This window comes from Streptomyces sp. NPDC086554, from assembly GCF_040686095.1.
Lineage (GTDB): Bacteria > Actinomycetota > Actinomycetes > Streptomycetales > Streptomycetaceae > Streptomyces.
The window spans coordinates 43,027-56,594 of the sequence record NZ_JBFBJK010000035.1; the positions used below are offsets into that span (position 1 = coordinate 43,027).

The window sequence follows — 13,568 nt, forward strand, 5'->3', positions numbered from 1 at the left end:
TGGCTATGAACAACTCGGTAGGAAACACGGGCCGGTTGCTGTGGGCGGGCCTGCGGGCCCTGCTCGTCCTGACCGTGATCTGCGGCGTCATCTACCCGCTCGCCGTGACCGGTGTGGCGCAGGCCGTGTTCAACGACAAAGCCAATGGATCCGAGGTGAAGGCGGACGGCAAGGTCGTCGGCTCCGAACTCATCGGCCAGCGCTACGACCTGCCCCTGAAGAAGGGCCAGGAGACCGCGGAGCCGGACCTCAAGTGGTTCCAGCCGCGGCCCTCCAACGGCCTGGGGGAGAACAGCGTCAACACGCAGTACCAGCTGATCCTGTCCGGCGCCACCAACCTCTCCGGTGACAACAAGGACCTGATCAAGCAGGTGAAGGACGCGCAGGCGGCCGTCGTCAAGGACAACTCCACGGCCGACTTCAAGGTCAAGCCCTCCGACGTGCCGGCCGAGGCCGTCACCTCGTCCGGCTCGGGCCTGGACCCGCACATCTCCCCGGACTACGCCGACCTCCAGGTGCACCGCATCGCGGAGAAGAACCACCTGAGCGTCGCGCAGGTCCAGAAGCTGGTCGACGAGCACGTCGACGGGCGGATCCTGGGCTTCATGGGCGAGCCGCGCGTCAACGTCCTCCAGCTCAACATCGCACTCAAGGAGCTTGTCGCCGAAGGGAACTGACGGCTCCTCAACTCCCTTGTGGCCCGCGGTGATCCGGTCTGTCCGGACCATTGCGGGCCACATTTGCGTACGTCCATACTGTGCCGGTCACGCGGGGGGGAGACCGGTGCGGTGAGCGGACGGCGCGTGCCCGCCGTGGTGCGGAGCGGCCGGTATCACGGGATGGTGCTCGGGGCAGCCGGGCTCGCCGTCCTGCTGGCCGCCACGGTGCTCGCCGCGCTCGCCGCGTTGACCGAGAAGGCCGTCGAGGGCGGGGTGCGGCAGCGGCTCGCCGCGGACCGGGAGGCCGTCGTCGAGGTGGCCGGGTGCTACCGGTCCGGCCCTGTGCGGCAATGGGACGCGGACGTACGGGCCGCGGTCGACCGCACCTATGGCGACGTACCCCATCGGACCCATCTCGCGCTGCGGGCGCCTGCGGCGCGCAACGACGAGCTCGCCCTGACCGAGGCCGCAGGGCGCCGCCGCGAGGACGCCACGGTGTCCGTGGTCGCGCTGGAAGGGGCGCGGCGCCACGCCGACCTGGTGGCGGGCCGGTGGCCGCGCGGCGGCTCCGCGGGCTCTTCGGGCTCTTCGGATTCCTCAGGTTCCGGCCCTGAGGTCATGGAGACCGTGCTGACCAAGGTGTTCGCGGCCGAACTCGCGGTGCGGACCGGTGATGAGCTGCGCGTGAGCGGCGCCGGCGGGCGGCCGGTGCGGATGCGGGTGGTCGGGCTCTACGCGACCGAGGGGCACGCGCCCGCGATATGGGCAGGACTGAGCAGCACGTTCGGCACGGCCGACTCCATCGCGCTGGTGCCGCGCGGCGCGTTCGCGGCGCGGCCGGTGCTCGCGAAGGACGCCGCGGCGTTGTGGCTCGGCGTGCCCGATGTGCGGGGGCTGCGGCTCGGTGACATCGACGCCTTGGGGGAGCGGGCCCGGACGTTCGGCGGCAGCGATGCCTCGCTCTCGGTGCTGCGGGGCAAGGGGCCCGCGGCCGATCTGACCGTGTCGGCGGGGCTGCGCAGGGCCGTCGACCGGCTGACGACGCCCATCGCCGTGGCCCGTGCCGGTCTTTACGTCCCGGCCACGCTGCTGGCCGCCCTCGCGGTCGCCGCCCTCCTGCTCACCGGGCGCCAGCTCGCCGAACACCGGCGCCCGGAGCTGGCGTTGCTGGCGGCCAGGGGTGCGGGAACGCGACGGCTCGTGGTGTCGGCCGGAGTGCAGTGGGCGGCCGTCGCCCTGCCGATGGGGGTCGCCGCGCCCTTCATCGCCGGGCCGCTGCTGCGGCTGCTCGAAGGGGCCGGGCTGCTGCACGGTGACGCACCGGACACGGCCGCGATCACCGCGGGGTGGGTGGCCGCCGCACTCGCCGTCCTGGTGCACGGGGCCGCGGTGCTGCTGCCCACGGCGCGGGCGGTGCGGGACCGGCGGGCGGTGAGCCGGCTCCGGCTGCGGGTGGGGAGGTTCGCGGGGGTGCAGCGGGTCGGGGCCGATGGGGCGCTGGCGGCGGTGGCGGTCCTCGGGTGGCTGCAACTGCGGCAGTACCGGTCGCCGGTGACGGGCGGCAGCGTCGACCCTGTGCTCGTCTTCGCGCCCGTGGTGATGACCACCGCGGCGGCGCTGCTCGTGCTGCGGCTGCTGCCCCTGCTCACGCGGGCCATCGACCCGCTGGCCCGGCGCGGCAAGGGGCTTGTGCTGCCGCTCGGCGGCTGGCAGATCGGCCGGCGTGCGGCGCGGCACGCGGGGCCCGCCCTGGTGGTGACGCTGGCCCTGGCCGTGGCGGGGCTGAGCAGCACCGCCTTGGCCGTGCTCGACCGGGGGGACCAGGACCAGGCCGCCTTCCGGGTGGGCGCCGATCTGCGGATCGAGCCGGGCGAGAGCGTGCCGTCCGGGGCGCGGCGCGTGACGTACGGCGCGCTGCCGGGGGTCACCGCGGTCACTCCCGTGGTGACCACGGAGGGCTACATCGGGCAGGACGCGGTGGCCGTCACGGGGGTCAACACCGGGCGTGGTCCGGTGCCTTCGCTGCGGGCCGATCTCGCGGACCGGCCCCTCCGGGAGCTGGTCGCGCCGCTGGGGCAGGGGATTCCGTCGCACGGTCTTGCGGTTGTTCCTTCGGAGGGTCGGCTCCCGCTCCGGGTCGGTCTGTCGGCCGACGGGCCCGGTCGCGCGGTGCCCGTCCGGCTCACCGTCTTCTTCGAGGACGACGACGGTCTCGTCCACTCAAGTGCCGTTCTTCTTAAAGAAGGTGGCTCCAGGACGCTTCCCTTGAAGGTGCCGGTGCGCAGTGGTGGCGTACGCATCCTGCAGATCGACCTGAGCATGGTGGGCGAGACGGTGCGGCGCACCTACCGGCTCCGCGTCGACCGGGTGCCCGGTCTCACCCGGGCGGCTCGCTGGCACGACCTGCGCGCGGATGCGCCCGACCGGTACGGGGCGGGGTGCCCCGGGGCCGAGAAACCGCGTGGGGCGGTGGGCGAGGCGCCGGGCCCGGTCCTCTGCGCGGACCGGGCCGGCAAGGGGGCCAAGGGAGCAGGCGGGCTGCTCGACGCGGTGCTCCGAGGACCCGATACGCGGCTCAAGTACCCGACGTGGAGCGTCCGCCTCGGCACCGACAGCGCCAAGGGGCGCCCTGCCGCGCCCGCGCTCGCCGATCGTGCGCTCCTTGACTCCGGTGCGGTGCGGGTCGGAGACACGGTGACGGTGCGGCGGAGTACGGGTGGCGATGCGCGGCTGAAGATCGTCGGGCGGATCGCGGCGGTGCCGGGCCTCGCGCGTGACCGGCCCCGGCTGCTCGCCGACTCGCGAGCGATGGCCGCCCAGTTGGTGCTGAGCGGGGCGCTGCCGGGGTCCGAGGGCATGTGGTGGGCGGGGGCGGAGCGGGGTGACGCCACGGCCGCGTGGGAGGCGGTGCGGGACCGGCCTCGCCTCGGCACGGCCGTGGACGTGCCCCACGCGCGCGTGGAGCTCGGCGAGGACCCCCTGCGGCGTGGGGCGCGTGCGGGCCTTTTGCTGTGTCTCGCGCTGGCACCGGCGTTCGCCGTCATCGCCTTCACCCTGCACACGGTGCTCTCGGCGCGGGCCAGGGGACGGGAGTTCGCGCTGCTGCGTGCCTTGGGGGTACGGCGGGGCCAGCTCGCCGCGTACCTGTGGACGGAGCAGCTGACGCTGGCCGGGGCGGCGGCAATCCTGGGCACGACTCTCGGAGCGGGTCTCGCCGCGGTGATCATGCCGGTGGTGACGGTGGACGCGGAGGGCGCCCCGGTCTTCCCCGGCCTGCTCACGGAGGTTCCGTGGGGCCGGGTCTGCCTGGCGGCGGCGGGCGTGACGCTGGTGATCTGCGCGGTGGTGAGCGGGGCGGCGCGGGTGGTGGCACGGGTGGATCTGGGGCGGGTGTTGCGGGCGGGGGAGGACGTGTGAAGGGCGGGGGCGGGGGGAGTTCGGGGCTGGCGGTTCCGGCGGGTGCGGGTTTGGTGTGGTGGCGTATGAGGTGGGTGGTGCGGGGGGAGTTGGGGCTGCTGGGGTGTCTTGCCTTGCTTGTCGCCGTGCTCAGTGGGGTTGTCGTGGCCGGGCCCGGGGTGCTTGAGCGGTCTTCCGGGGACGCGTTGGTGTCGCGGCTTGAGCAGGAGCAGCGGGCCGTGCCCGGGATCACGCACCGGATGCGGTTCGATCCGGAGGTGGAGCGGCCCGGGGAGAAGAGTGCGCTGGGTGCCGATCTGGGGCGGTTCTCGACCGTCATCGAGAATGCCGCGCCCGCGGCCCTGCGGAGGGAGCTCGTCCGTGACTCCACCCGGATCGCGCTGCCCGGTGTGCGGATCGGTGACGGCACCACGCTGTCGTTGTCGTACGCCTCCGACGCGCCGTCCGCTGCCGACTACGCCGAAGGGCGGCCCCCACGCGCGCGTGGAAGCGTGGTCGAGATCGCCGTCTCCACCCGCACCCGTGACGCGCTGAAGCTGCGGCTCGGGCAGGAACTCCGGCTCGGGTCCGGCGCGTTGGAGAACGTGGACGCACCGGCACGGGTGGTCGGGTTCTTCGCCGCCGATGACGGGCGGCGGCTCTGGCGCGAGCAGCCCCTGCTCGCGCGCACGGCACGGGATCCGCGCGGCGGCGCGGATGATGTGGTGCGGTATGCCGGAGCCCTTATTGCGCCGCGCGGCGTCGAAGTGTTGCAGAACCAGTCGCGTGCCGAGCTCACCGTGGTCTGGGGCATGCGGCTCGACCTCGGCGCGGACGCCGCGCGCTTCGTCGGCGAGCAGGGGCAGCGCGACTTCGAGCGCCTCATGTTCCGCTATCCGGAGTCCGTGCAGGGCGTCACCTGCGACTTCGGGATGTACGGCGGCATGGCCTGTGCCCTCGGCTCGCATCCGGCCACGGAGATGGAGACCACGACCCAACTGCCGGACACCCTGGACGAGTTCCAGCGGCAGTGGCGGCAAGCGAGTGTCGTGATCTCCTTCGCGCTCGCCTCGGTGACGGCAGTGGGCCTTGCCGCCGTCGTGGTCGCCTCGCTGCTTTCCGTACGCCGTCGGCTTGACGTTCATCGTCTGCAACGCGCGCGTGGCGCATCGGCATCGGGGATCGCTCTGGGGCGTGCGTTGTGGACCGCGCCGGCCGTGGTCCTGGGGTTCGTGGCCGGCTGCGCGGGCGCCTCGGTGCTGCCGGGTGTGTCGTCGTCAGCGTCGTCTGCGTACGGGCGTGGGCTGCTCGTCGCCCTGTGCGGGTGGCTGTTGCTGCCCTTGCTCACCTGGTGGGCCGTGCGGGACCGGGCCCTTCTCCGTGACAGGGGTTCCGGTGGCGGCCGCCGTGTCGTCGCCGAGGCGGGTGTGGTGGTGGTCGCGGCGGGGGGTGTGCTGGCGCTGCGGGCCCGTGGCACGACCGGCGGCTCGGGGGACGATCCGCTGCTGGCTGCCGTGCCCGTGCTGCTCGGGCTCGCCACCGTGGTGGTCCTTGTGCGGCTCTATCCCCTGCCGGTACGCCTTGTCGCGCGCTGGTCGGCCCGGTGGCGCGGAGCCGTGGTCCTCATCGCGCTGTCCCGTGCCGCCAAGGAGGCCCCCGCCCGGGCGCTCGCGCTGCTCGTCCTGGTGGTGACGCTCGCCGGTACCGTGTTCGGCGGTCTGGTCACCGGGACGCTGACGGAGGGGCGGCGGGACGCGGCCGCCTGGCGGGTGGGTGCCGATGCCTCCTTCCTGGGGGCGGGGCGTGACTCCGAGACCGCAGAGCGCCTGGCACGCGCGCGTGGGGTGCGGGAGACGGTGACGGTGCGGCAGCTGCGGGTCGACCCGATGAGCGGGACGGACGGCGGGCGGTACGGGATCGCGAGCCTGGTCGGGGTCGACGGCGTGAAACTGCGGTCCGCGGCGGGGAGTTCGTCCGCGGCCCGCGCGCTCATCGACGCGGGGATCAGCGGGGGCGGTGGCAGCCGTGACATCCGGGTGCTCGCCGACGCCGCCGGTGCGAGCGACGTGCTGACCATCACCGTGCACGGCAAGGAGCGGCGCCTGCGCGTCGTGGGCCCCCTCCCCGACGCGGTGAAGAGCGACCCCGCCCTCGGCCCCGTACGGGACGGCACCGAGGGCAGAGAGCACCTCCTGCTCGCCGACAACCGGGACCTGGAGGCCTTCGAAGCGAGCGAGTTCGAGGAGTCCGCCCTGCTCCTGTACGGGCCGCGCCTGGACCCGGACCGGCTGCGTTCCGTCGTCCCGCGCAGCGCGCCGGGCGCCGGCGGCGGAGAGCTGCGGATCCGCGCCGAGGAGCAGGCCGAGGCCGACGAGGACGGCCTGATCGCCGCGGTGACCGCTGCCCACACCGAGTGCACCGCCGTGGCCGTGCTCCTCGCGCTGCTCGCCCTCGTACTCGAACTCCTGCTGTCCGCCCCCGCACGCGGCAGCACCGCCGCCCGGCTGCGCACGCTCGGCCTGGGCGGCCGTGCCGTCGCCGGACTGCATCTGCTCCAGCTCCTTCCGCTGGTGCTCGCAGCCGTGGCGGGCGGCGTCACGCTCGGTCTGACCCTGCCTGAGCTGCTCGGACCCGCCCTCGACCTGCGGGAGTTCACCGGCGGGCCCACCGCGCCCACCCTGCGGACCGACGCGCTGTTCACCGCGGTTCCGGCCGCCGGGGCCCTTGCCCTGGTGGCCGCCGCGGTGGGCGTGGAGACATGGCTCGGACGGCGACGGGGTCTCGGCGCCGTCCTGCGACTGGGGAGGAACGATGACTGAACTCGCCGACCTGGAGGCCCGGGCGACCGCCGCGCGCCGTCCCGCAGGCGACGAAGGCATGGTCGTCTGCGACAACCTCGTACGCGTCTATCGCACCGACGCGGTGGAGGTGCAGGCACTCCAGGGGCTCGACCTGGTGGTCGGGGAAGGGGAGTGCGTGGCCCTCGTGGGTGCCTCGGGCTCCGGCAAGTCCACCCTCCTGTCGATCCTCTCGGGGCTCGATCTGCCGACCGCGGGACGGGCGAGGGTCGCGGGCCACGACCTGCTCACCATGGGGCGCCGCGAACGCCTCGGCTACCGCAGGAACACCGTCGGCTTCGTCTGGCAGCAGACCGGGCGCAACCTCCTGCCCTACCTCACCGCCCTGGAGAACGTCGCGCTGCCGATGAAGTACGCGCGCGTGCCCCGTCGCGAGCGCGCGGCGCGGGCCGTCGAACTGCTCGGCGTGCTCGGCGTCGCGCACTGCCGCGACCGGCGCCCCGCCGAGCTGTCCGGCGGCGAGCAGCAGCGGATCGCCGTCGCGGTCGCCACCGCCAACGCGCCGCGTGTCCTGCTGGCCGACGAGCCCACCGGGGAGCTGGACACGGCCAGCGGCGAGGAGGTGTTCGCCGCGCTGCGCCGCGCCAACGAGGAGCTCGGCGCGACCGTCCTGGTCGTCACGCACGACCCGCTGGTCTCCGGGCAGGTCCGCCGCACCGTGCGCATCCGGGACGGTCGTACGTCTACGGAGACGCTGCGTGAACAGGGCGGCACGGGAGAGGAGTTCACGGTTCTGGACCGGGCGGGGCGGTTGCAGCTGCCGCGTGAGTACGTGGAGCGCTATGGGCTGCAAGGGCGGGTGCGGCTCACGGAGGAGACGGACCACATCGGGGTCTGGGGTGACGGGCCGGGCCCGGAGCAGGAGCTCTAACTCCACCGGGCTCTTGCGATGGCCTGGGCGTCCGTGCCCTGCTGCGCAACGTCTATCTGCCCGAGATCATCAACGGCTCCAACTCCAACGGCAATTGGGAGCTGTCGATGATGGAGGCCGCCATCGGCATCTCCTTCTTCCTCGACGACAAGGGGCGTACGACAAGGCGATGGCGAAGTTCCGTACCGTACGGCCGCCTACGTCCATCTCGCGTCCGACGGCTCGCTGCCCACGCGAACAACCCGAGCTGATCCGGACCTTGTTGGGCCGGGCGTACGGTGACCATACTGGCGCCCGGCCCAACAGGACCGTACGGGGGAGTGTGCATGACGCAGGACGCGGTCGTCGTCGAGGATCTGCATCGGTCGTACGGCACCGGAGCGGCCGCCGTGCACGCCCTGCGCGGCGTCTCCTTCACCGTCCCGCGGGGCGAGCTCGTCGCCCTGAAGGGGCGGTCGGGGTCCGGCAAGACCACGCTGCTCAACCTCGTCGGCGGGCTCGACACCCCGGACGCGGGGAAGATCACCGTCGAGGGTCTCGAACTCGCGGGCCTCGGCGAGGACGGACTTCTCGAGCTGCGGCGCGACCGCGTCGGCTTCATCTTCCAGTCCTTCGGACTCATCCCGATCCTCAGCGCCGCCGAGAACGTCGGCGTACCCCTCCGGCTCAAGAAGACCGATCCGCGCGCGCGTGAGGAGCGGGTCGAGCTCCTGCTCGCCCTCGTCGGGCTCGCCGACCATGCCGGGCAGCGGCCGGGTGAGCTCTCCGGAGGGCAGCAGCAGCGCGTGGCGATCGCCCGCGCGCTCGCCAACGAGCCGTCTCTCCTGATCGCCGACGAACCCACCGGTCAGCTCGACGCGGAGACCGGGCTCGCCGTGATGGAGCTGCTGCGCGCCGTCGTCCGGAGCGAGGGCGTCACCGCCCTGGTCGCCACGCACGACACGGCGCTGCTCGACCTCGCCGACCGGGTCCTGGAACTGAGCGACGGCGAGATCGTGGAGCACTGACGCCCTGCGGTCGAGCCCCGACCCACACATCAGGGTTGCGTCAAGGAGCGCCCTCCCGTACCCCCTCGTACCTTTTGCGAGAATTGTTGGCCGTAAGGTCGACGCTGCGTACAGAGCAGTTTCAGGAAGACAATGGGGCCATGGCACGCGGCAAGCTTCGGATATACCTGGGTTCGGCACCGGGCGTCGGCAAGACGTACGCGATGCTCTCCGAGGCGCACCGCCGTGTCGAGCGCGGCACCGACTGCGTGGTCGCCTTTGTGGAGCACCACAACCGGCCGCGCACCGAGGTGATGCTGCACGGCCTCGAACAGCTGCCCCGCAATGAGCTGGAGTACCGCGGCACCCTCTTCACCGAGATGGACGTCGACGCCGTCCTGGAGCGGTCGCCCGCCGTCGCCCTGGTGGACGAACTCGCGCACACCAATGTGCCGGGATCGCGCAACGCCAAGCGCTGGCAGGACGTCGAGGAGCTGCTGTCGGCGGGCATCGACGTCGTGTCGACCGTGAACATCCAGCACCTGGAGTCGCTGGGCGACGTCGTCGAGTCGATCACCGGCGTACGCCAGCGCGAGACCGTGCCGGACGAGGTGGTGCGCCGGGCCGACCAGATCGAGCTGGTCGACATGTCGCCCCAGGCACTGCGCCGCCGCATGGCCCACGGCAACATCTACAAGCCCGACCGGATCGACGCCTCCCTCTCCAACTACTTCCGCCCCGGCAACCTCACCGCCCTGCGCGAACTCGCGCTGCTCTGGGTCGCCGACCGGGTCGACGAATACCTCCAGCAGTACCGGGGCGAGCACAACATCCGCTCCACCTGGCAGGCCCGCGAGCGCATCGTCGTCGGCCTCACCGGCGGCCCCGAGGGCCGCACCCTGATCCGCCGCGCGTCCCGCATGGCCGCCAAGGGGTCGGGCAGCGAGATCCTCGCCGTCTACATAGCCCGCAGCGACGGCCTGACCGCGGCCTCTCCCAAGGAGCTCGCGGTCCAGCGCACCCTCGTGGAGGACCTGGGCGGCACCTTCCACCACGTCATCGGCGACGACATACCGGACGCGCTGCTCGACTTCGCCCGCGGTGTCAACGCCACCCAGATCGTCCTCGGCTCCTCGCGCCGCAAGGCCTGGCAGTACATCTTCGGGCCCGGTGTCGGCGCGACCGTGGCCCGCGACTCGGGCCCCGACCTGGACGTCCACATCGTCACGCACGACGAGGTCGCCAAGGGGCGCGGACTGCCCGTGGCCCGCGGGGCACGGCTCGGCCGGTCCCGGATCATCTGGGGCTGGCTGGTGGGCATCGGCGGCCCCGCGCTCCTGACGCTGCTGCTCACCCATGTCGACGCCGATCTCGGCCTCGCCAACGACATGCTGCTGTTCCTGACGCTGACGGTGGCGGCGGCCATGCTCGGCGGCCTGCTGCCCGCCCTGGCGTCGTCGGCGGTCGGCTCGCTGCTCCTGAACTACTACTTCACGCCGCCGCTGCATCTGTGGACGATCGCCGACTCCAGGAACATCGTCGCGATCATCGTCTTCGTGGGCGTCGCGATCTCCGTCGCCTCCGTGGTGGACCTCGCCGCACGCCGCACCCACCAGGCCGCCAGGCTGCGCGCCGAGTCGGAGATACTCTCCTTCCTCGCCGGTAGCGTGCTGCGCGGCGAGACCTCGCTGGACGCCCTCCTGGAGCGGGTGCGCGAGACCTTCGGCATGGAGTCCGTTGCCCTCCTGGAGCGCGAGAGCGACGTCGCACCCTGGACCTGCGCGGGCAGCGTGGGTCCGCAGCCGCTCGGCCGCCCCGAGGACGCGGACGTGGACATGCCGGTCGGCGACCACATGGCGCTTGCCCTCTCCGGACGGGTGCTGCCCGCGGAGGACCGCCGGGTGCTCGCCGCGTTCGCCGCGCAGGCCGCCGTGGTCCTGGACCGCCAGCGCCTGCAGTCCGAGGCCGACCAGGCCCGCACACTCGCCGAGGGCAACCGCATCCGCACCGCGCTGCTCGCCGCCGTCAGCCATGACCTGCGTACACCGCTCGCGGGCATCAAGGCCGCCGTCACCTCGCTGCGCTCCGACGACGTGGCCTGGTCCGAGGAGGACCAGGCCGAGCTCCTTGAGGGCATCGAGGACGGCGCCGACCGCCTGGACCACCTGGTGGGCAACCTTCTGGACATGTCGCGCCTGCAGACCGGCACCGTCACCCCCCTGATCCGCGAGATCGACCTGGACGAGGTCGTCCCGATGGCGCTCGGCGGCGTCCCGGACGGCAGCGCGGAGCTCGACATCCCCGAGACGCTGCCCATGGTCGCCGTCGACAAGGGGCTCCTGGAGCGCGCGGTCGCCAACATCGTCGAGAACGCGGTCAAGTACAGCCCCGACGCCGAACCGGTCCTCGTCTCCGCGAGCGCCCTCGGCGACCGCGTCGAGGTCCGCGTCGTCGACCGGGGCCCCGGCGTCCCGGATACGGCGAAGAGCCGTATCTTCGAGCCGTTCCAGCGCTACGGTGACGCTCCGCGCGGTGCGGGCGTCGGCCTGGGCCTCGCGGTCGCCCGCGGCTTCGTCGAGGCCATGGGCGGCACGCTCGAGGCCGAGGACACCCCGGGCGGCGGCCTCACCATGGTCCTCACGCTGCGGGCGGCGGCGGGGCGGCCGCCGGTCCGCCCGGATCTCTCCGCCCAGGTCACCTCGTGACCGCCACCATCCACAGGACCGATAAGCCCGAAAGGCAGGTACGCATGCTGCACGCTCCCGGGGGAGAACTCCGGACCCCCACGAGGGTGCTCGTGGTCGACGACGAGCCGCAGATCGTACGCGCCCTCGTGATCAACCTGAAGGCGCGCAAGTACGAGGTGGACGCCGCCCCGGACGGAGCCACCGCGCTCCAGCTCGCCGCCGCACGCCACCCCGACGTGATCGTGCTCGACCTCGGCCTGCCCGACATGGACGGCGTGGAGGTCATCCGGGGTCTTCGCGGCTGGACCCGCGTACCGATCCTGGTGCTCTCCGCACGGCACAGCTCGGACGAGAAGGTCGAGGCCCTCGACGCGGGCGCCGACGACTACGTCACCAAGCCGTTCGGCATGGACGAGCTCCTGGCCCGGCTTCGCGCCTCCATCCGCAGGGCCGAGCCCGTCGGAGCGGGCGAGGACGACGTGATGGTGGACACGGAGGACTTCACGGTCGACCTGGCCGCCAAGAAGGTCAACCGCGACGGACGCGACGTACGCCTGACGCCCACCGAATGGCATCTGCTCGAGGTCCTGGTGCGCAACACCGGACGCCTGGTCAGCCAGAAGCAGCTGCTCCAGGAGGTGTGGGGCCCCTCGTACGGCACGGAGACGAACTACCTGCGCGTCTACATGGCCCAGCTGCGCCGCAAGCTGGAGGCGGACCCCGCGCATCCGCGGCACTTCATCACCGAGCCCGGGATGGGTTACAGGTTCGAGCGGTGAGTCAAGGGTCGATCCGGGACTGAGCGGGCATAAGCACAGATGAGCGCACCCATTGCGGCGCTGTCGGCGACCCCCGGTACGCTTCCTGTATGAGTGCTGTTCCTGGTTCAGAGAAGCCGGCGGGCCGTTTCCGGCGCATGCTCGACCGGCTGTCCTCCTCCCAGGAGGACCTGGAGTCGGAAGAGCTGCGTGAGGACTCCGAGACGACCGGCTGCATCCGCATCGGAGACTGCCAGGACCGCCAGATAGTGACGGTTACTGGTACCTTGCGCACGGTCACCCTGCGACCACGTGCCGGGGTCCCGGCCCTGGAGGCAGAGCTCTTCGACGGGTCGGCGGCGCTGGACGTGGTGTGGCTCGGCAGGCGCTCCATCGTGGGGATAGAACCGGGGCGCAAGCTGATCGCGTCGGGCCGGATCTCGATGAGCCGGGGCCGACGGGTGCTCTTCAACCCCAAGTACGAACTCAGACCCCTCGGACGGGAGTAGCCGGTGACGTCCCTCGACAAGTCGACGGACCAGGGAAGCACGGACCAGGACACCGCATCCAGGGCCGTGACCGAGGCCGCGCTCTTCGAGGCCTTCGGCGGCGTGCGGGGCCTGGTGGAAACCGTCCTCCCCGGCCTCCTCTTCGTGACCATCTTCACGATCAACAAGGACCTGCACATGTCGGCCATCGCGGCCCTCGCGGTGTCCCTGGTGCTCGTGGCGGTCCGCCTGGTCATGAAGGACACCGTCAAGCACGCCTTCAGCGGCGTCTTCGGTGTCGCCTTCGGTGTGGTCTTCGCGATGATGACCGGCAACGCCAAGGACTTCTATCTGCCGGGCATGCTCTACACCCTGGGCCTCGCCCTCGCCTACATCATCACGGCCATCGCGGGTGTCCCGCTGATCGGCCTGATCCTCGGCCCGGTCTTCAAGGAGAACCTCTCCTGGCGGACCCGCAACCCCGGCCGCAAGAAGGCGTACACGAAGGCCAGTTGGGCCTGGGGCCTGATCCTCCTCGCCAAGTGCGCGATCCTCTTCCCGCTCTACTGGTGGGCGGACACGACCCAGTTCGGCTGGGTCCTGATCGCCCTGAAGATCCCACCGTTCCTGCTCGCCGTCTGGCTGACCTGGGTCTTCCTGGCGAAGGCGCCGGCGCCGATCGACGTCTTCGCCGAGATGGAGGCCGCCGAGAAGGCGGAAGAGGAGCGCAAGGCCGCGGCCGGGCAGCACCGCCGAGAGGTCTGATTTCCTTCGCTGTACGTGGATGGGGGCGCCCGGGATATCCCGGGCGCCCCCAAACACATACAGCCAGAGCCGCGTCAAGCACGCCGCCAGCACCCCCCCC

Annotated in this window: 9 protein-coding genes and 1 pseudogene; all 10 read left to right on the forward strand. The window is 72.2% G+C overall.

The annotated features are described in order from the left end of the window. Positions 1-5: 5 nt before the first annotated feature. The 10 genes and pseudogenes from AB0O76_RS38815 to AB0O76_RS38860 all read left to right on the forward strand — a co-directional run bounded on the left by AB0O76_RS38815 (position 6) and on the right by AB0O76_RS38860 (position 13,468). Positions 6-677 (forward strand): potassium-transporting ATPase subunit C, encoded by a 672-nt coding sequence (locus AB0O76_RS38815; protein ID WP_365501594.1) that lies wholly within the window; start codon positions 6-8, stop codon positions 675-677. A 111-nt stretch (positions 678-788) separates the two neighbouring features. Beyond that, entirely contained in the window at positions 789-4,076 is a 3,288-nt protein-coding gene (locus tag AB0O76_RS38820; protein ID WP_365501530.1) for an ABC transporter permease, read from the forward strand. Between the two features lie 65 nt (positions 4,077-4,141). Further along, a complete protein-coding gene (locus AB0O76_RS38825) occupies positions 4,142-6,874 on the forward strand; it encodes a hypothetical protein (protein WP_365501532.1) in 2,733 nt (910 codons plus the stop codon). Continuing rightward, the gene (locus AB0O76_RS38830; protein ID WP_365501534.1) at positions 6,867-7,784 is read left to right on the forward strand and encodes an ABC transporter ATP-binding protein; all 918 of its coding nucleotides are present in this window, start codon (positions 6,867-6,869) and stop codon (positions 7,782-7,784) included. Before AB0O76_RS38825 ends, AB0O76_RS38830 begins: the two co-directional genes overlap by 8 nt. 38 nt (positions 7,785-7,822) lie before the next feature. Further along, positions 7,823-8,015 (forward strand): annotated as a pseudogene (locus AB0O76_RS38835) (hypothetical protein); the annotation flags it as partial. Between the two features lie 95 nt (positions 8,016-8,110). Next, positions 8,111-8,791 (forward strand): ABC transporter ATP-binding protein, encoded by a 681-nt coding sequence (locus tag AB0O76_RS38840; protein ID WP_365501536.1) that lies wholly within the window; start codon positions 8,111-8,113, stop codon positions 8,789-8,791. 140 nt (positions 8,792-8,931) lie between these two features. Beyond that, complete coding sequence (locus tag AB0O76_RS38845; protein WP_365501538.1) at positions 8,932-11,475, forward strand: sensor histidine kinase KdpD; 2,544 nt, start codon at positions 8,932-8,934, stop codon at positions 11,473-11,475. 44 nt (positions 11,476-11,519) lie between these two features. After that, positions 11,520-12,236 (forward strand): response regulator, encoded by a 717-nt coding sequence (locus tag AB0O76_RS38850; RefSeq protein WP_365501540.1) that lies wholly within the window; start codon positions 11,520-11,522, stop codon positions 12,234-12,236. An 89-nt stretch (positions 12,237-12,325) separates the two neighbouring features. Continuing rightward, on the forward strand, positions 12,326-12,724 hold the full coding sequence (locus tag AB0O76_RS38855) for an OB-fold nucleic acid binding domain-containing protein (protein ID WP_365501542.1): 399 nt from the start codon (positions 12,326-12,328) through the stop codon (positions 12,722-12,724). Between the two features lie 3 nt (positions 12,725-12,727). Then, the gene (locus AB0O76_RS38860) at positions 12,728-13,468 is read left to right on the forward strand and encodes a DUF3159 domain-containing protein (protein WP_365501544.1); all 741 of its coding nucleotides are present in this window, start codon (positions 12,728-12,730) and stop codon (positions 13,466-13,468) included. Positions 13,469-13,568 lie beyond the last annotated feature (100 nt).

Bases quoted from the DNA above. Each gene is read 5' to 3' on its own strand.
- AB0O76_RS38815 (WP_365501594.1), top strand. From the start codon at position 6: ATGAACAACTCGGTAGGAAACACGGGCCGGTTGCTGTGGGCGGGCCTG.
- AB0O76_RS38825 (WP_365501532.1), top strand. From the start codon at position 4,142: ATGAGGTGGGTGGTGCGGGGGGAGTTGGGGCTGCTGGGGTGTCTTGCC.
- AB0O76_RS38830 (WP_365501534.1), top strand. From the start codon at position 6,867: ATGACTGAACTCGCCGACCTGGAGGCCCGGGCGACCGCCGCGCGCCGT.
- AB0O76_RS38840 (WP_365501536.1), top strand. From the start codon at position 8,111: ATGACGCAGGACGCGGTCGTCGTCGAGGATCTGCATCGGTCGTACGGC.
- AB0O76_RS38845 (WP_365501538.1), top strand. From the start codon at position 8,932: ATGGCACGCGGCAAGCTTCGGATATACCTGGGTTCGGCACCGGGCGTC.
- AB0O76_RS38850 (WP_365501540.1), top strand. From the start codon at position 11,520: ATGCTGCACGCTCCCGGGGGAGAACTCCGGACCCCCACGAGGGTGCTC.
- AB0O76_RS38855 (WP_365501542.1), top strand. From the start codon at position 12,326: ATGAGTGCTGTTCCTGGTTCAGAGAAGCCGGCGGGCCGTTTCCGGCGC.